Below are 18437 nucleotides of genomic sequence, written 5' to 3' on the forward strand. Positions count from 1 at the left end.
ACCAAAGAAATAATTTATCTTAATTTTTGAGCTTCCTGATTATATCGTGGGCCTTCCTCCTGTTATCTGTATAGTAGAGCCCGTCATATAACTGGAATCTTCTGAAGCCAGCAAAACATAACTTGCAGCAAGCTCTGCCGGCTGCCCCGCCCTTTTCATAGGAGTATCTTTTCCAAAACTCTTTACTTCTTCCATAGGCATGGTGGAAGGAATAAGCGGTGTCCAGATTGGCCCGGGCGCCACGCAATTTACCCGAATTCCTTTATCTGCCAGCAATTGCCCTAAGTTTGCAGTTAAATTTTGAATGGCTCCCTTTGTAGCCGCATACGCCAATAAAGTTGGTTTGGGCTTATAGGCATTAATAGAGGTGGTATTGACAATGTTGCTGCCAGGCTTCATATACGGTTCAGCTGCCTTGCAAAGGTAGAACATAGAATATATATTTGTTTTAAAGGTATAATCCCACTCTTCTGCTGAAACGTCCTGCAGCGATTCCCTCGCCATCTGGAAAGCGGCATTATTTACCAGGATATCTATTTGCCCGAATTCTTTTACGGCGCGTTCCACTATTTTTTTGCAGTGCGCTTCCTCTCCAACATCCCCGGCCATGAGCACAGCTTTTTTACCGGCTTCTTCCACATATTTTGCGGTTTCCTTTGCATCTTCGGTCTCTTCAAGATAAGAGATTAGAACATTGGCGCCTTCCCTGGCATACGCAATGGCCACCGCGCGCCCTATTCCACTGTCCGCTCCCGTAATAATTGCGTTTTTGCCTTCCAGCTTTCCGGAACCTTTATAAGTTTTTTCTCCGTGATCTACCTTTGGATGCATCTCACCTTCTTTTCCCGGCACCTCCTGCTTTTCCTTTGGGTATGGTGGCTTGGGGTATTTTTCCTGTGGATCTTTCATAGTAATAAATGTTTTGTTATTAAGGCTGTGGTCCTGGGGAAAGTGAACACCTTCACCTACTAGTGATTTTATAACAAATTTAGCCATCTGCCAGGATGACCTTAAAATCTCTCCGCTAAAAATTTATTAAAATTACTGTTTCAACTAATTTAAAATAAAGGAATACACCAACATAAAAATTAAATCTTTACTTACTTTTCATAAAAAAAAGTATTTTAGGCCACTGATACCGCACTTCATCTTTTAGTGCAATACCTATTTTTAAATTATGAAATCATCCTATTTATGTGTCGTTGCTGTAATTTTCAGCCTTTTCTTAAATTCATGTTCAAAAGAAGATGAAGTAGGAGATCCGGAAGTTCTCATGCCCGGTGTATGGAAACCTATTGAAAAACAGTATCTTGATGATGCCGGAAAAATTATACGTAGTGTAACCGATGATGAAAGTGAATGCCTTCGCAGAAGCAAATGGGAATTTGCGTATGATCTTTTCCAACTGGAAATTTATGAAGAAACTGAAGAAGGCCACTGCTATCGCAACATCCACAAACAAGGCGGGCAATGGCACAAAGGGGAAGACAGTTATTACTTATTTTATTCCGGTGGATTAATGTTTGTGGAAGCTTTCGAGATCCTGCATTTGAGGAAGAACAAGATGACGCTGAAGCTTATGGGCGGCATTTCAAGAAACGACCATCCTGTAATCATATCCTTTGAAAAAATAAGTGACGAAGCAGAAGTATTTATTAATTATTAAAGCACTTCTCCTAGCAGGATTGCTAATACTTTAATTTCCAATAATTAATTTTGCACTAAAAGTTTCGAGCAGACCTTCTGGTTGCTACAGCCGGGGCAAAACAGCCTTTCTCGTTTCGATTACAATCTGGATTTTAGCATTTATGAATCTTCTATAGATTAAGCCTAAAAATTTAAGTATCCCTTAAAAAGCCGCTGCGAGTAATCTGCCTAAAACTCCTATTATTTCCTTTGAACTTTTTCCCGGGTTAAAAGCTTTTTTACCTAAGCAAAACATGCAATTCTTTTTTGACTTTTTCTTCGGAAAGCTTTAACAACTCGCAAGGCTTTAAATGGGTATTTTTAAAAATAACCAATAATTATAGTATGTCATTCTTCGGAAAGGTGCGAGACACCATTAACCTCTTAAAATCGGTCGATCTGGACCAGTTAGCAAAAGTAAATGAACAAATAGACCTTTCTGAAGCAATGAAAACCCTGGGCACTTTAGATGAGCGCCAACTGCAGGGATTGATGAAAATGTTAAAAACAAAGCGCACAAAAAAGCAGCATGAACTCCCTCCTGTAGACGGCGATTTTTACAATCTGGACCAACGTTTAACTCCTGAACAAAAAGAACTGCAGCTTAAAGTGCGGGATTTCATGGAAAAGGAAGTGCGCCCCATTGCCAATGATTACTGGAACCGGGCGAAATTCCCCATGGAAATTATAGAAAAATTTCGGGAGCTCAATATCACCGGGGTACCTTATGAAGGTTATGGCTGCCCAAATTTGCCTTTTTTAATGGAAGGGATTATTGCGCAGGAAATCGCGCGGGTAGATGTTTCCATTTCTACCTTTTTTGGGGTCCACAGCGGCCTTGCCATGGGATCTATTTATTTATGTGGAAGCGAGGAGCAAAAGCAGGAATGGCTCCCAAAAATGCAAAAACTGGAGAAAATAGGGGCGTTTGGCTTAACTGAACCTAATGTGGGCTCGGGAGTTGCCGGCGGTTTAGAAACCACCTGCACATTTGATGGTGAGAACTGGATTTTAAACGGACAGAAAAAATGGATTGGAAATGCCACATTTGCAGATGTGATTATCATTTGGGCGCGGGATCTGGAAAGCAATCAGGTAAAAGGCTTTCTGGTAAAAAAGGAAAACCCCGGCTTTAAAGCGGAAAAAATGGAAGATAAAATGGCACTGCGAATTGTACAAAATGCCCTTATCACCCTAACCGATTGTAAAGTTCCTGAAAGCGACAGGCTGCAAAATGCCAATTCTTTTAAAGACACGGCAAATGTTTTAAGGATGACCCGTGCCGGAGTGGCCTGGCAAGCTGTAGGCTGCGCCCGCGGAGCTTATGAAAGTGCTTTAAAATATACCAAAGAAAGGGAGCAGTTTGGAAGGCCAATTGCTTCTTATCAACTGGTGCAAAATCACCTGGTAGAAATGCTTTCCAACCTTACGGCTATGCAAACCCTGGTTTTTAGGCTTTCAGAAATGCAGGACCAGGATATGTTAACCGATGAGCATGCCTCTCTTGCCAAAGTGTATTGCAGTATGCGTACCAGGGATGTGGTAAGCCGCGCAAGGGAAGTAATGGGCGGCAACGGCATCCTGCTGGAGCATGATGTGGCACGCTTTGTGGCCGATGCCGAAGCTATTTACAGCTATGAAGGAACTAAAGAAATAAACTCATTAATTGTAGGCAGGGCTATTACCGGCTTTAGCGCATTTGTGAGCTAATAGTAATTTTAAAAAAAAAGAAAATGTCATTATTAATTGTTTGTCCCGGCAAAGAACCGCAACCATGGGTAGAAGCTTTAAAAGAAAAAAAGCCAGGACTAAATATTTTTGTTTATCCTGAAGACCATAATAAAGAAGAAGTGGAATTTGCGCTGGTTTGGAACCACCCCCGCGGTTTGTTCAAAAATTACCCAAACCTTAAGGTTGTGGCCTCTATGGGTGCAGGGGTAGACCATATCACCAGCGATAAAGAACTGCCGGAACATATCACAATCACTAAAGTAGTAGATGACCAGCTTACTAAAGATATGGGGGATTTTGTGCTTAGCCTGGTGATGAACCACACCAGAAAGCTTACAGTTTACCAGGCCCAGAAAAAGGATAAAAGCTGGGATCGCACACCATACCAAAGGCCGCATAATGTTACCGTGGGGATTATGGGCGTGGGAGTACTAGGATCGGCCGTGGGAGAAAAACTTTCCGGCAACGGATTTAATGTGCTGGGTTGGGCCAAAAGCGAAAAAGATAAAAAAGACATGAACACCTATTGTGGTGAAGATGGACTGGAAGAGTTTCTTTCGAAATCTAATATTTTGATTTGCCTGCTCCCTTTAACTCCAAAAACCGAAAATATCCTGAATGGCGATTTGTTTGAAAAGCTGCCCAAAGGCGCCTACGTTATTAATGTTGCGCGTGGGGAACATCTTGTGGAGCACGATTTACTGGAAATGATTGGCAGCAGGCATTTATCCGGGGCGGCCCTGGATGTCTTTAGGGAAGAACCCCTTCCGGAGAGACATCCGTTTTGGGAAAATCCAGAAATACTCATCACTCCACACACTGCGAGTGTGACCAGTGCAATTTCTGTAGTTCCTCAAATTATTGAAAATTATGAGCATATGAAAGAGGAGCGATTATTGAAGAACGTGGTGCAAAGGGAAAAAGGTTATTAGTGAATTAAAACTTCAGCAAATGCTTGGGATTAAAAACATAATGGTGGCGGTGGACTTTAATGAAAGCGTGGGAGAACTGCTAAGCTATGCTGAAAGCCTTGCTGAAAAATATCAAGCCAAAATCTGGCTTATCCATGTCGCAGAGCCCGACCCGGATTTTGTTGGCTATGAACCAGGTCCTCAATATATAAGGGATTTTAAAGCGGAAGAATTCAAGGACGAGCACCGCAGCCTGCAGGCGTTGCGGGATGCTTTCCTTAACAAGGAAATAGCATCTGAAGCCCTGCTCATCCAGGGTTCTACCGTAGAATCGGTTTTAAAGGAAGCTGAAAAATTGAATTCTGATCTTATGATTGTGGGTACCCATAAGCATAGCTTTTTACATAATCTTCTATCTGAAAGCATTTCTCTAAAACTGCTGAAAAATGCCAAAATTCCCATTCTTGCTATTCCTATAGAGGAAGAAGATCAAGCTTAATAAATTTAAGGCCTTCTAGATTTATTACCCTTTGGAAGGCCTCTTTTCTTATTTTCTAAATTCTCATTTTTCGCTTCCTCTAATTATACTCGTGAAAAACTTCCTCGCTGAAAAAGTCTTTCTCATTGCACCGAAAAGCCTAATTTTAGAACAAATTTTAACTATGCATTCAAAACAGGAGCTCGAAGAAGTCCACAAAAGGATACTTCCCTACATTCATATCACACCGGTTCTTCAATCTGGGTTGCTAAACAAAATTTCCGGCGCAGATCTTTATTTTAAATGTGAAAACTTTCAACGGATGGGCGCTTTTAAAATGCGGGGCGCTACCAACGCAATTCTTCAGCTTTCAAAGGAACAACAGCAAAAAGGAGTGGTTACCCATTCTTCCGGTAATTTTGCCCAGGCTCTGTCTTTGGCGGCAAAAAGCCTTGGGGTCCCGGCATATATCGTCATGCCATCTACTGCCCCACAGGTAAAGAAAGATGCCGTAAAAACTTATGGCGGTAAAATAACGGAATGTGCGCCCAATCTTAAAGATCGGGAAGAAACTGCCGAAAAAATCATGAGGGAAACCGGTGCGGCATTTCTGCATCCTTCAAATAATACGAATGTGATTTTGGGGCAGGGCACTGCTGCTATGGAATTGCTTAAAGAGCATCAAGACCTGGATTTTATGGTGACTCCTGTTGGAGGTGGCGGCCTGGTTGCCGGTACTGCCCTTGCGGCCCATTTCTTCGGAAATAATTGCCAAACCATAGGAGCAGAACCTTTTGAAGTTGATGATGCCTATCGTTCTTTAAAAAGCGGAAAAATTGAAACCAATAAAACCACCGATACCATTGGCGATGGCTTAAAAACCCAGCTGGGCGATAAGAACTTTCCCATTATTCAAAAATATGTTTCCGAAATTATAAGGGTGGAAGAAGCAGAAATTATTGAAGCTCTAAAATTGATATGGGAAAGGATGAAAATTGTTATAGAACCCTCCAGCGCCACCGCCCTTGCTGCCGTGCTGCGGGAAAATGAAAAATTCAGGAATAAGAAAATTGGAATAATAATTTCAGGCGGGAATGTGGATTTAAGCAACTTGCCTTTTTAGCTTATTTTCAGTACACTTATGGTTACCAGCATTTGGCCAACATGCCGCTGACTATGTTCTGCGGCATGAAAATAAAGTCCTATTACGGAAGAAGGCAACTTTTTTCTGCCCACCGTTCTTTTCTCTGTTAAAATTGTTTCCGAAGTATTTTTAAAAATTTCTAAAGCTTCAGCTACTTTTTGCTGAAAAGCGGCCACAAGTTTTTCTATACCAATTTTTTCTGAAGCTGAACCTTCCTGCCTTAAATATTCAAACTGAAGATCACTTAAGCCTTTTCCTTCAGCATAAGTGAGCATCCTGTCTAACACTCCGGTTATATGCTGAAGATGGAAACCCACCGAAGCTCTTCCCGCAGGTTTTGCCCACAGCAACTCTTCCGGAAAATCTTCAGTGTACCTGCTAACCTCTTCCGCAGATTGTAGCAAAGCATGGGCGGCAGGCTGTAGTAAATCAGGCACTTCCGGGATTTTTCCTCTTAGCCATACTTCAGGTTTGTTGGAGATGCTCATTAAAATTCCAGTTTGAAAGTAATTTTTATTTAATTGCAATTATATGCGGGCAGAAGCCTAAAGCTTTACAATTTTCATTGTTGATTCTGCAGGATGGTGGAATGGAGCATTTGCAGCTTCCAGCCATCTGGAGTACGTATGGCGGTTGCGCTTTCCAGCCAGTTCATTTCGTTCCTGGTTTCATTATCTATTTTAAAAACAGCATTATTATGATAGGCTGCCCAGGCCATCTTACCCACGATTTTAATTTCAATAAAATCGAAGGAATTTATCCTCTCTGGCAGCGGCCCCTGTTTCCTGGCATTGCTAATGTAATCCTTAATATCGTCTATATCCCAAATTTCCCCGTTTTCCAGAAGTAGAAAATCGTTAGTGTAATATTTTGCCAGTTTTTCGCTATTCATTTTAGATAAAATATCATCAAAAGAATTGACAATTAGATTCTTTATCTGCTTTTTATCTTCTTCTACGGAATTTTGTGCTGCTGCCGGGATAATTAAGAACAGTAGCATTGAAATTTGTAAAATTATCTTCATCTGTAGCTTTTATTGGAAGGTATAAAAAGAATGTAAATTCAGGCTGCTCCAGAGCCTACTTTTTTTAACTTTAAGATTGAAAAACTGAACAATTTCGATCCTAAAAATTAAATTATGCACATTAACCTTTCTCATAAAAAAGCCCTTGTAGGCGGAAGCAGTGCCGGTATTGGCAAAGCCATTGCCCGGCAACTTGCCGAAAGCGGCGCCAGTGTAACACTTATGTCCCACAGCGAAGAGAAATTAAAGTCCATCGTTGATGAGCTTCCCAAAGACCAGGAGCAGAACCACCAGATTCTGGTGGTCAATTTTAATGATTTTGAGGATTATAAGCAGCGAATTAAACCGTATTTTGAGACAAATACCGTAGATATCCTGGTTAATAATACCCAGGGACCTCCTGCGGGAACTGCTCTGGAGAAAGGCATAGAGGATTATCAGCAGGCATTTGATCTGCTATTTAAAGTAAATGTTTATACTACTGAACTGGCTTTAAAGCACATGCGGAAACAGCGCTGGGGGCGCGTAATAAATGTTGCCTCCGTCTCGGTTAAAGAGCCAAAGCCAGAGCTGGTGCTGTCCAACACCCTGCGGGCAGCTTTGGTAACCTGGGCCAAAAGCCTTTCCAGAGAAGTAGGCCCAGACCAGATAACCGTAAACAGTATTCTCACCGGGTACTTTGATACACAGCGACTTGTGAACCTGAACAGTAAAAAAGCCAAAGAACGCCATGTTGACCAGGCTGAAGTTCTTAAAGAAATGGAAGCTACAATACCTGTGCGCCGCATAGGAGATCCCAAAGAATATGGTTATCTGGTAAGTTTTTTAGCTTCAGATAAGGCTGCATACATCAGCGGGACACAAATTCCGATAGATGGCGGGGATTTAAGAGGGATGTAAACTTATATGTGGCAAAATAAAAGTGGGCAAAAAAACACTAACCTCAACCCAAGTTTTGAACCGACTCTTTAAAAATTCCGGATAGCCAGGCCGGCTTGCTTTCCTCAAAAGCTGTCATTTTATTTAGAAGAAGTCAATGTAGCTGTGGTCCTGCCCAGATCCTGTTGGTTCTTTGAATAGGAGAAAACTGTAAATAACAAACCGCTTTAAATTCCGAATAAAAACCTGCCTTTATTTTATATATCTTTAGTTTCCTTAAAAAAAGTTTTATGGAAATAATTATAGTAATCGGCTTGTTGATTGCCGCCATAATTCTTTTTGCGACAGAAAAGTTTTCTGTTGATGTGGTTACCATTGGCCTTCTGGTAATTTTAAGCCTTACGGGCATCCTCACCCCGGCTGAAGCTTTTGAAGGCTTCAGCAGCGATTTTATGATTATCCTGGCTTCGGTATTTGTAATTTCCGGGGCATTATCTGAAACCGGATTACTGGATAAACTTGGCGCCACCCTGGTAAAACGCACCAAAAGCAACACCCTTTTTATCGCTTATACCATGTTTATTACCGGCTCCTTTTCAGCTTTTATGAATAACACCACGGTTACCGCGCTGGTTACCGGCCCTGTGGTGGGTATTTGCAGGAAACTAAATATAAGCCCCTCAAAAGTGCTTATTCCGGTAGCTTATTCTTCCATACTTGGCGGCACCTGTACGCTTATTGGCACGTCTACCAATGTTGCAGTTAGCGGCTATATTGCCAGCGTGGGGATGGAAGCCCTTCATTTTTTTGAAATCTTCGGAATAGGTCTCATCCTTTGCATTACCGGGATTGTTTTTATCCTGCTTTTCTGGAAAAAAATCCTCCCGGATCATAAAGAAGGAAGCTTTGCTGAAGAATATAAGATCAAGGAGTATCTTTCAGAAATCGTAATAAGGGAAAATTCAGACCTTATTGGGGAACTTGCATTCCAGTCTGAACTGGCAAAATGGGAGGTAAGAATAATAAAGATCATTAGGGGCAAAGATGAATTGATCCCGAACCGCTTTACACGGCTGGAATTAAATGATATTTTGCTTGTGGAATGTAAAATGGAAGATCTTATAAAAGTAAAGGAAGCCGTGGGGCTTGAGGTACTGGCCGATACCATTGCCAGTACCGAAATCCAGAGCGATAAGGTAAGGCTTATGGAGGTACTGGTGACGCCGGGCTCGATCCTGGCCGATAGATCACTGAAAGAAATAAGGTTCAGGCAAAATTACGACCTGGTTGTTCTTGGGATTCATCGTTTTGGAAGCACTATTTCTCAAAAGATTGGCAGCTTAAAATTCAGGATTGGAGATGTGCTGCTGGTACAGGGAACTGAAGAATCTATAGAAGCCATGAAGCACTCCGTGGAATTTTCTGTAATGGGAGATTTTAAGGTAAATATGTTTAAGGAGCGAAAAGGCATATTTTCTGCCCTGGCTTTTATAATTGCCATAATTGTCGCGTCCTTTCAGCTGGTGCCATTATCTATTGCTTTTCTAACGGCGGCACTGCTCACTGTTGTTGTTGGCGCTATAAGTGTGGAGCGCGCTTATGAAATTATGAACTGGAAATTACTTATCCTCATTGGCGGGATGAGCGCCTTTGGGACTGCCATGCATAATTCTGGGGCTTCAGAATTTCTTGCCGTAAACATTATAGCCCTGCTGGGAGATTTTGGGGTGCGGTACGTACTGGCGGGATTTGTAATCCTGGTCATCCTGCTTACCCAACCTATGTCTAACGCCGCTGCTGCCCTGGTGGTGCTGCCGGTTGCCATAGAAGCCGCCCAGATCCTGAATGCCGAACCCCGAACTTTCGCAATTGCCATTATGCTGGGCGCATCGGTCTCTTTAATCACTCCCTTTGAGCCTTCCTGCATCCTCGTGTATGGTCCCGGCAGGTATAAATTTATAGATTTTATAAAAGCCGGAGTTCCCCTTACCATTATTTTACTTATTATCATCCTTATACTGGTGCCCGTGTTCTGGCCCTTGTAATATTATCTCCTGAAGAAATAAGATCATTGAAAGAACTTGGGCTCCTTCTGGTAAACTTATTTTTTCTAATTATCTTTCTTTCAGGTTCAAATCAGGACGAATAACAAAGCTTCTGTTCATTTTCAACTGATGAAAATTCTATTTATCATTGCAGTATGAGAAAAGTAAGGCTACACAACCCCTTTAAAACCAGAATAATTGATGAAAAACTGCTGAGGGAACACCTCGCGCTGGAACGCACTAAGCTGGCAAATGAACGTACTGCTTTATCTTATATAAGGGCTTCGCTTTATTTGCTGATTGGAGGCCTGGCGCTTTTGCAAATTAAGGAATACGAGCATGTAAAATGGCTGGGGTACCTCTCGCTATTTATTTGTGTAATTTTTATTACGGTGGGAATTGCCCGTTACATTGCGCTGGAAAGAAAACTTAATAAACTCCTGAAACCTCAAAAGAGAGAAAAAGAGGAACCAACAAATGGGCATCCCGACAAATAAATGTTCCAGGCTTTCACTCATTATTTTCTTCATTTTATCGCTGTAGGAGCCATTGCCTGGTTTTATGACAGACAAAACTGGAAGCGAAACTGGCTCATTTTGATATCGACAATGCTGGTAGACCTGGACCATATTTTTGCCAGTCCCGTTTTTGACCCTCATCGCTGCGGAATAGGTTATCACCCATTACACTCGGTACCCGCGATCATTATTTATTTTTTTGGCTCAATTTTTACAAAAAACCACCTGCTAAAATTGATTTTTATAGGGTTGCTGTTTCACATGCTTACAGATTTTATAGACTGCCTCTGGACCTTCTCCAAATGCGGGGAATGTTCTTATTCTTCTGAAGTTTTTAAATGGAAGCCATTCTTTTTTTAATATCACTTTCATTTTTACCACCTCACTTTCGGTGTCAATGATCTTCTGAAGATTTATAATTTTGACATTCACCAGAAACAGGGATGTTCATACAGCATAAGGGCATTAACCAATCTCGTTTTAAGGCCCCGCTTCAACAAGCTGGTTCAGGATAGCGGTTATTTGCTGAATTTCTTCAGAGTCGGAAGGCAGCTCATGGCGCTCTGCTAAAAAGGAAGGATCATTATAAGAGGCCTGTACCACACCGCCTGAATCCTCCCAAACCAGTATTTTTTGAGGTAAATCCAGAGCCAAAGTTTGGGAATTCCGCATAAGAGGCGTACTTAGCTGCGGCATTCCAAAAATTATGAGTCGTGTTGGCCTTAAAAATGCCTTGGAATTCTCTTCCGGCGAATACTCCTGAAAATCTATTTCAGCTAAAATAGTGAGATTGTCCCGGGCGCTGATTCTACTTTTTATACCGTTATAGGTTTCTTCAATAGAAAGTGTACTTTCTTTGGTAATAATTCCCTCTCCCGGTGCTACCAGAAGGTCTGCCGCAGTCCTAACCTCGGCCATCGTAGAAGCATTGGCGAGGTTCCTGAGTAATACGGCCGAGTTCTGAAGGTGGTTTGCCTGTTCCAGGTTGTACCTTGAGGAAATATAGGCTATAGAATTATATACCGAGAAAACTTCAGAATTCTCATTCTGATAAAACATCATTTTTTGAGGCAAATCGAGCCCCGCCAGCTGATTTTCCATTAAAAGAGGAACCATCATCCCCGGACTTCCGAAGAATACGGTCCTGGTGGGATTGAGCACTCGTCCCAGGGCGATAGCATTGGCAGAGTGGTTCACTTCAAGAAAAACCTGCAGGCTGTCTTCCTCGTTTACGGCAGCCATAAATCCCGAGAGCGTATTGTCAAAATCTACATTACTCGCAGAATATCTGGCACTGGTAACTTTTACAATTTCCGAAGAAAAGAGCACATCGCCGGGATCATCGCTGCTACAGGAAACGGTGAAAAGCAGGAGTAAGAGAATAAATAACTTCTTCATTAAAAGACAATTTAACGGGTAATTTACTTTTTATCCGGCAAGCCATAAAATCTTTAAGAAACTTTTACGCAGCCGGTATTTGTAAAAATTTCAGCAAAACATTTAAGAGATTGTGTGCAGCAGGAAAACCACTATTTTATTTGAAACTATTATCTTTGCCCAGCTGCTCTAGCAGCGGCATCAACAAACCACCCTAAATTTTTACTTTATGCACGTAGCCATCGCCGGGAATATTGGAGCTGGAAAAACCACCCTTACTAAATTACTAGCCAAACATTATAAATGGGAACCACAATTTGAAGATGTTCTGGAAAACCCGTACCTGGAGGATTTTTATAATAAAATGGAACGATGGTCTTTTAATCTTCAAATTTACTTTTTAAACAGCAGGTTCAGGCAGATTCTTCAAATAAGGGAAAGTGGCAAAGACATTATCCAGGACCGCACTATTTACGAAGACGCCTATATTTTTGCCCCCAATCTGCATGCTATGGGATTAATGCCCAACCGGGATTTTGAAAATTACAAATCCCTTTTTGACCTTATGGAAAGCGTGGTGCAGGGGCCGGACCTTCTTATTTACCTGAGAAGCAGTATTCCTAACCTGGTTGCACAAATCCAGAAGCGTGGCAGGGATTATGAAAATTCTATTTCCATAGATTACCTGAGCAGGTTGAATGAAAGATATGAGGCCTGGGTGCATGATTATAATAAGAGCAATTTGTTGATAATTGACGTTGATAATATTAACTTCGTAGAAAATCCTGAAGATCTGGGAGATATTATCAATAGGATTGATGGAGAATTACACGGATTATTCTAAAAATTTGCTGTTATGGAATCTACAAAATTAAAAAGGCCAAAACATAAAGGCTCGCCAAAATTGTTTGATAACCCCATTCTTGAAAAATTAACGCATACCCATATTTCGCTTCCGCTTATCATTTTTTCGGTAATTGCTGCCGCGCTTATCTACTACGGAATTATTGAAAAGGGTTTTGAAGCTCCAATGATGGTGCTTCTCTTTGTCGCAGGATTGTTCTTTTTCACTTTTGTGGAATACATTATGCACCGGTATTTGTACCACATCCCGGCTACCAGCGAGCGAAAAAAGAAAATTTCTTACACGATGCATGGCGTGCATCACGATTATCCCAAAGATAAATCCCGGCTGGCAATGCCACCGCTGTTAAGCCTTATTATTGCCACTGTACTTTTTATTATCTACCGGGCAGTCCTGGGAGATTATGTATTCGGGTTCCTGGCGGGATTTCTAATTGGCTACGCTGCCTATCTCGCGGTCCACTATTCGGTGCATGCCTTTAAAGTGCCTAACAATTTCCTGAAGACTTTATGGCATCATCACAGCATTCATCATTATCGCGAACCAGACCGCGCTTTTGGAGTTTCTTCAGCCCTGTGGGATCATATTTTCAGAACAATGCCAAGAAAATCACCAATGGCTAAAAGAGCATCTGTGGGAACAAGTATAGATGATTAGCAAGAAGGACTATAAAAAAATTGAAAATTCAGCCCTGAAGTACTGCTTCAGGGCTGTTTTTATTCTGAAAGCTGCTCATTTACAGCTATGACCTTTTCAAGGTATTGTTGTACTTCTTCAGAGAGGCCTTCTTCAGGTTCATCAAATAACCAGTTATAAGATTTGCCATTTTTCTCTACGTGAAGGAAATAATCAAAATCGGCTACAATTTGTTTGCCCATCTCCTCATCAGTCATCATAATCAGCTCTTGTGGAACGTCTAAAAGACCTTGGGCCAGCCCATATTTTTCTGAAGCCATTCCCACCATGGTAAACGCTGTTTCTTCCCAATTTCCATATTATGTATCGCTATCGGCATCTTTGTAAAGGCCTTCGTCATTAAGAAGGAAAAGGTTCCTGCAATCCCCGCCGCACATACCGTAAACTTCCCCAAAAATTACAGCATCAGTGCTTTCGCTTTTAATATTATCATCATCCTTATTGCATGAAATAAATACGGGAAAGACCAAAATTAGAACGAGTTTCTTCATAATACGAGATTTACACCTTTCTTTAAAGATGTTCCAAGGCGCAAAAGGTTGCGTTTAAAATCCGGCTTATTGAATAAATCCGTTTTCCCGCGCATGCTGTATAGCTTCTTCTGAAGAATCTGCAAGCAAAACAGGAGTCGAATCAAAATTATCGATTACACTCCTCACTCTTTCCATACTGCCTTTATGCGTAACGCTGCGCAAATAAATTGCCAGGATCCTGTCTGAATACTGCGCGGCAATATCTGTATAAATAGAAGCATCATGCTCGCCACTGTCACCTATCAGGATAAATTTAAGGTCCGGATAAGCCTTAAGGATATTGATGATTTCTTTTTGTTTATGAGGCTTTTCAGGTTTAGTAGCGGCATCAAAAGGGGTGCGGAAATCCCTGAGCAATATGGCCCCTTTTGGAAAATTATTATGATCGAGAAAAAGCTTAAGATATTCATATAGATTCCATGGACTATTGCTTAGATAAAACATGGGGTTCCTGTTCTTCCCGCTTATACCGGCCTGCAGCTTTTTGTAAAAATTAGGTGCACCTTTTAACGGAATTCTCTTGTAGGCATTGGTGAGCAATGAATTTTTCAGGAGCCGCCATTTTAAAAAAGAAGTCACGCCGGTATGTAAAATAGTATCATCAATATCGCTTATCACCCCAAATTCGGCATCTACGGGAGGAACAAGAAATTCTCCCTGAAAATGGCTTTCCAAAAGCGCTGTTCCCGGATCCAGTTTTTCTTTAAAATGCAATTTGTAGGGAATCCATCCTTCGTTGGAAGCATGCTCGGCTATATTGTTTTCAAGGGTTTTATCAAATAAAAAATAACCTTCTGAATTGGTTTTTGCCGTTAAATTTACTTTTCCCGGTAAAACCAATTCCACTTCAACATCGGGAATTTCAAAACTGTCAAATTGTTTCCAGGTATTTTTTATTGTCCTGAAGATAGATTGGTCCTGTACAATATTTAGCGGTTCATTGTCCAGCGCTCTTCCTTTTACATATAATCTTGAATAGGTGCCGTAACTGCGGTAAGGAACCAGCAAAATCTGGTCATAATTACTGTACCTACCCACCAGTTTTTTTAAACGTTTCAGCATTAAATTTTCTTCTTTTTTAACTATTAAGCCGCTCCAGCACCTCTCCCATATCTATTCCCTTACCCAGGACCCCTTTAAACAAATCTCCCTCTTTTTCTATCCTTTCCGGCATATTTTTAATATTAAAATCAGAGAGTTTTAATCCTTTTTTCACCTCTTCCCACTTAAGGGGCGCAGAGACCGTAGCTCCTTTTTTTGGCCGCACGCAATAAGGCGCAGCTAAAGTTTGTCCTCTCCGGTTCTGAAGAAAATCCAGGTAAATTTTGCCTTTCCTGCTTTTTACGGCGCGCTCCATACTGGTTAATTTGCCAGTTTTCTCCTGAACAAAATAACAAAGTAATTTGGTAAAATCCCTGGCTTCCTCATAAGTATATTCTGCACCCAGGGGAATATAAACATGTATTCCACTGGAGCCGGAAGTTTTACAGAAACCTTCAATTTTTGCTTTATCCAGGACCTCCTTAACTGCCTGGGCAACTTCAATCACTTCTTCAAAAGTGTTTTTATCTGTAGGGTCAATATCAATTACCGTATAATCGGGATTTTCCAGACAGCCAATTCTGGAATTCCACGGGTTGATTTCTATACATCCCAGATTTGCCATGTACAGCAAGGTAGCTTCATTCTGGCACAGCATGTATTCTATATCGCGATTATTATGTTTGGAGAAGATTTTCACCGTTTCCACCCAGTCTTCCAGCAGGCCTTCATTGTCTTTTTGATAAAATCCGGTCTGGTTTATCCCGTTGGGGTGCCGGTGCAAATTTTGCGGCCGGTCTTTTAAATATGGCATCATATATTCTGAAACCTGCAAATAGTAATCTATAAGATCATATTTTCTATAGCCACTCTCCGGCCAGTAAACTTTTTCAAGGTTGGTAAAACTTACCGGAATCCCTCCAATTTCCAGCTGGTTGGATCCTATTTCGGTTTCAGGGGCTTCTTCGGGATTTGTAGTTTTTTTCTCTTTATGTATTTCTGTTATATTTTTGTCCTGCCGCAATCCTTTAAAGGATGGATGCCTCATATTGCCGCTCTTGGTCCATTCAGAAAATTTTATTTCGCATATAAGTTCCGGCCTTACCCAAACCGGTTTCCTGCCTTTGAGATTTATCTTTTTTTCAAACGGGTTTTCTTCAGTTTCCAGGGCTTTCAGCTGCTCCAGCAACTCTTTTTGTTCCGCGTGGGAAAAACCGGTGCCGCAATTCCCTATATATTTTAATTTATTATTTTCCAGCAGGCCCAGGATCAACGACCTGAAAACCGAACTGTCTTTATCAGATTCGGTATAACCGCAAATAATGGCTTCCTGACTTTCCATTGCCTTTATTTTCAGCCAGTGTTCCGTACGGTAGCCCGGGGTGTAAGTGGAGTCTGCTTTTTTCGCAATTACGCCTTCCATACCCGCGTCTATGGCTTTTTTATAAAAGGCACTTCCCATCCCCTCCACATGGTCGCAGTACAGGCTTATATTTGTTTCTTCCAGCACATCGGGAATAAGGCTTTTCCGTTCTAAAAGCGGCAGCTCTAACATGCTGTGGCCATTAAGATACAGCATATCGAAAACATAAAAACGCAAAGCACCTTTTGTAGTGGAATCGTAATTTTGCAACTCCTGAAATACCGGCATCCCGTTTTTATCCAATACCACCACCTCTCCATCCAAAATTACATCCTGCTGAACTTGCTCCAGGTCTTTCACGAGGTTGGGAAATTTTGAATTATAGGAAATCCCGTTACGGGAATGGATTTTCACATTGCCATTATCAATATTGGCAATTAAACGGTAACCGTCCCATTTAAGCTCGTAAATCCATTCGGGATCATTAAAAATTTCTTTTGTTGATGTGGCCAGCATTGGCCTTACGGGATCTTCAGGATTAAGTTTTCTTACTTTTGGCTTCTTTTTTTCTTCGGAAGGGGCATAAGCCTCTGCATCATAATTAAGATCTGTAGAAAATTCATCTTTCTTTTTAATGAGCAGCCATTGATTGTCTTTTCCCCCACGGGTATGCACCAGCGCAAATTCCCCTTTTATACGCTTTCCTGAAAAACTTATTTTAAGGTTGCCTTTCTTAAGCTGCTCCACCAGGTCTTTGTCCCCGGAAGCCTCTGCAGAATGGTATTCGCCTTCATCCCAGATGGTCATTTCGCCAGCGCCGTAATTGCCTTTGGGAATGGTTCCGTGGAAATTGAGATATTTAATAGGGTGGTCTTCTGTTTGAATGGCCAGGCGTTTATCTGAAGGATTCATGGAAGGGCCTTTGGGAACCGCCCAGCTTTTAAGCACTCCTTCCATTTCCAGCCGTAAATCGTAATGCAGCCGCGTGGCTTTATGTCTCTGGATTACAAAGCGGCCCTGGTTCTCATTGCTTATATCACCTCCCGGCTCGGGGGTTTTGGAAAAGTCCCTTTTTTTTATGTAATCTTCAAGACTCATAGTTTATGATGCCTTGCCTTTTTTCTTTTTTTCTAAACTTGCTTTTAACTGGGACATCAAATCCTTGGCAGGAGTTGGTTTGCTTTCAAAGTCTTCAGGCTGCACCGTTTTCCCCGCAGATTTAGATTCAATAATCTTTATAAGCTGGTCATTATAGACATCCTTGAATTTTTCGAAACTGAATTCGCTTGTGTATTGTTCTATAAGCGAAATAGCCATATCTACTTCTTTTTTCTTCACCTTGGTATCTGGCAATTTTAAATCTGAAGGATCCCGAATTTCATCTGCAAACCGAATAACGTGTAAAACCAGCGCATCTTTGTAAACGCCAACCAGGCTAAGATGTTCCTTCTGCCGCATCACAAAAGTTGCCACTCCAAGTTTTTCAGTTTTCTTTAGCGCATCCCGAAGAAGGTTATAAGATTTCCCGCCTTCCTTTTGTGGTTCAAGAAAATAAGGTTTCTTAAAAAGAACATCGGCTACTTCTTCCTCATCAATAAATTCTTCAATATCTATAGTCCTGCTCTTCTTGAGATTGGCACTTTCAAAATCCTCTTTTTCCAGCACTACATAACCTTCATCTTTCTTAAAGCCTTTTACAATGTCCTTCCACTGCACTTCCTTTCCTGTAGATTCATTTACCCGTTTATACCTTATGCGGGAATGGTCATGCCTGTCCAGCATGTCCAGGTCCAGTTTACGTTCCTCTGAACCGGAATATAATTTTACCGGAATAGAAACCAGTCCAAAGCTAATAGAGCCGTTCCAAATAGATCTCATCTGCCCCTAGTGATTACGCAATGCGTTAATAAGTTCCTTTTTACTCATTTCGCTCCTGCCTTCTATTCCCACCTTTTTGGCTTCTTCGTAAAGGTCTTCTTTGGTCCTTTCTTCATATTTATCTGCCTTCCCTCCTTTTTTGCCGGAATTGGGATCGTTAGCAATACGGGCGGCTTTACTTTTACTCATGCCCTTGTCACGCAATTCCTCGTATTGCTTATCATTTTTGATTTGTGGTCCATGATCTTTAGCCATAACAGAAAAATTT

21 protein-coding genes are annotated in these 18437 nt (G+C 41.4%); 11 read left to right on the plus strand and 10 right to left on the minus strand.

Annotated features, from left to right (window positions below; translation table 11 throughout):
* Positions 1-39: 39 nt before the first annotated feature.
* Positions 40-909, minus strand: a complete 870-nt coding sequence (locus tag AB8M93_RS00345; RefSeq protein WP_373055528.1) for an SDR family oxidoreductase — start codon at positions 907-909, stop codon at positions 40-42.
* Between the two features lie 268 nt (positions 910-1177).
* Between AB8M93_RS00345 and AB8M93_RS00350 the strand changes: the two genes are divergently transcribed.
* From AB8M93_RS00350 to AB8M93_RS00370, 5 genes are all read left to right on the plus strand, one after another.
* On the plus strand, positions 1178-1666 hold the full coding sequence (locus AB8M93_RS00350; protein WP_373055530.1) for a hypothetical protein: 489 nt from the start codon (positions 1178-1180) through the stop codon (positions 1664-1666).
* 365 nt (positions 1667-2031) lie between these two features.
* Entirely contained in the window at positions 2032-3396 is a 1365-nt protein-coding gene (locus tag AB8M93_RS00355; RefSeq protein ID WP_373055531.1) for an acyl-CoA dehydrogenase family protein, read from the plus strand.
* 23 nt (positions 3397-3419) lie between these two features.
* Positions 3420-4349 (plus strand): 2-hydroxyacid dehydrogenase, encoded by a 930-nt coding sequence (locus tag AB8M93_RS00360; RefSeq protein ID WP_373055532.1) that lies wholly within the window; start codon positions 3420-3422, stop codon positions 4347-4349.
* A gap of 19 nt (positions 4350-4368) precedes the next feature.
* Entirely contained in the window at positions 4369-4827 is a 459-nt protein-coding gene (locus tag AB8M93_RS00365) for a universal stress protein (RefSeq protein ID WP_373055534.1), read from the plus strand.
* A gap of 163 nt (positions 4828-4990) precedes the next feature.
* Entirely contained in the window at positions 4991-5929 is a 939-nt protein-coding gene (locus AB8M93_RS00370; RefSeq protein ID WP_373055535.1) for a pyridoxal-phosphate dependent enzyme, read from the plus strand.
* On the opposite strand, the gene AB8M93_RS00375 is transcribed toward AB8M93_RS00370, so the two are convergent.
* Together AB8M93_RS00375 and AB8M93_RS00380 are read right to left on the minus strand one after the other, a co-directional pair.
* Entirely contained in the window at positions 5926-6438 is a 513-nt protein-coding gene (locus tag AB8M93_RS00375; RefSeq protein ID WP_373055537.1) for a DinB family protein, read from the minus strand. The two genes, AB8M93_RS00370 and AB8M93_RS00375, sit on opposite strands and share 4 nt — an antisense overlap.
* A gap of 74 nt (positions 6439-6512) precedes the next feature.
* Positions 6513-6974: a DUF4440 domain-containing protein gene (locus AB8M93_RS00380; RefSeq protein WP_373055539.1), complete on the minus strand. Its 462-nt coding sequence runs from the start codon at positions 6972-6974 to the stop codon at positions 6513-6515.
* A 114-nt stretch (positions 6975-7088) separates the two neighbouring features.
* Between AB8M93_RS00380 and AB8M93_RS00385 the strand changes: the two genes are divergently transcribed.
* The 4 genes from AB8M93_RS00385 (at position 7089) to AB8M93_RS00400 (ending at position 10776) form a co-directional block, all read left to right on the plus strand.
* Positions 7089-7874 (plus strand): SDR family oxidoreductase, encoded by a 786-nt coding sequence (locus tag AB8M93_RS00385; RefSeq protein ID WP_373055540.1) that lies wholly within the window; start codon positions 7089-7091, stop codon positions 7872-7874.
* A 269-nt stretch (positions 7875-8143) separates the two neighbouring features.
* Positions 8144-9898: an SLC13 family permease gene (locus tag AB8M93_RS00390; protein WP_373055542.1), complete on the plus strand. Its 1755-nt coding sequence runs from the start codon at positions 8144-8146 to the stop codon at positions 9896-9898.
* Between the two features lie 155 nt (positions 9899-10053).
* Entirely contained in the window at positions 10054-10395 is a 342-nt protein-coding gene (locus tag AB8M93_RS00395) for a DUF202 domain-containing protein (protein WP_373055544.1), read from the plus strand.
* On the plus strand, positions 10396-10776 hold the full coding sequence (locus tag AB8M93_RS00400) for a DUF6122 family protein (protein ID WP_373055545.1): 381 nt from the start codon (positions 10396-10398) through the stop codon (positions 10774-10776).
* Between the two features lie 120 nt (positions 10777-10896).
* Here AB8M93_RS00400 and AB8M93_RS00405 read toward each other — a convergent pair whose 3' ends face one another.
* A complete protein-coding gene (locus AB8M93_RS00405; RefSeq protein WP_373055547.1) occupies positions 10897-11814 on the minus strand; it encodes a DUF302 domain-containing protein in 918 nt (305 codons plus the stop codon).
* Between the two features lie 208 nt (positions 11815-12022).
* Between AB8M93_RS00405 and AB8M93_RS00410 the strand changes: the two genes are divergently transcribed.
* Both AB8M93_RS00410 and AB8M93_RS00415 read left to right on the plus strand, forming a co-directional pair.
* A complete protein-coding gene (locus AB8M93_RS00410) occupies positions 12023-12637 on the plus strand; it encodes a deoxynucleoside kinase (protein WP_373055549.1) in 615 nt (204 codons plus the stop codon).
* A 12-nt stretch (positions 12638-12649) separates the two neighbouring features.
* A complete protein-coding gene (locus AB8M93_RS00415) occupies positions 12650-13315 on the plus strand; it encodes a sterol desaturase family protein (protein ID WP_373055550.1) in 666 nt (221 codons plus the stop codon).
* 59 nt (positions 13316-13374) lie between these two features.
* On the opposite strand, the gene AB8M93_RS00420 is transcribed toward AB8M93_RS00415, so the two are convergent.
* The 6 genes from AB8M93_RS00420 to AB8M93_RS00445 all read right to left on the minus strand — a co-directional run bounded on the left by AB8M93_RS00420 (position 13375) and on the right by AB8M93_RS00445 (position 18424).
* The gene (locus AB8M93_RS00420) at positions 13375-13614 is read right to left on the minus strand and encodes a hypothetical protein (RefSeq protein WP_373055552.1); all 240 of its coding nucleotides are present in this window, start codon (positions 13612-13614) and stop codon (positions 13375-13377) included.
* A 39-nt stretch (positions 13615-13653) separates the two neighbouring features.
* The gene (locus AB8M93_RS00425) at positions 13654-13845 is read right to left on the minus strand and encodes a hypothetical protein (protein ID WP_373055553.1); all 192 of its coding nucleotides are present in this window, start codon (positions 13843-13845) and stop codon (positions 13654-13656) included.
* Between the two features lie 66 nt (positions 13846-13911).
* Complete coding sequence (locus AB8M93_RS00430; RefSeq protein WP_373055555.1) at positions 13912-14949, minus strand: App1 family protein phosphatidate phosphatase; 1038 nt, start codon at positions 14947-14949, stop codon at positions 13912-13914.
* A 16-nt stretch (positions 14950-14965) separates the two neighbouring features.
* Positions 14966-17389 carry a DNA ligase D gene (gene ligD / locus AB8M93_RS00435; RefSeq protein WP_373055557.1) on the minus strand — a complete coding sequence of 808 codons (2424 nt, stop codon included), beginning with the start codon at positions 17387-17389 and terminating at the stop codon, positions 14966-14968.
* Between the two features lie 3 nt (positions 17390-17392).
* Complete coding sequence (gene ku / locus AB8M93_RS00440) at positions 17393-18169, minus strand: non-homologous end joining protein Ku (RefSeq protein WP_373055559.1); 777 nt, start codon at positions 18167-18169, stop codon at positions 17393-17395.
* A gap of 6 nt (positions 18170-18175) precedes the next feature.
* Entirely contained in the window at positions 18176-18424 is a 249-nt protein-coding gene (locus AB8M93_RS00445) for a DUF7218 family protein (protein ID WP_373055560.1), read from the minus strand.
* Positions 18425-18437: the final 13 nt, after the last annotated feature.

Source organism: Autumnicola aciditolerans, assembly GCF_041679265.1.
Classification (GTDB): Bacteria; Bacteroidota; Bacteroidia; order Flavobacteriales; family Flavobacteriaceae; genus Autumnicola.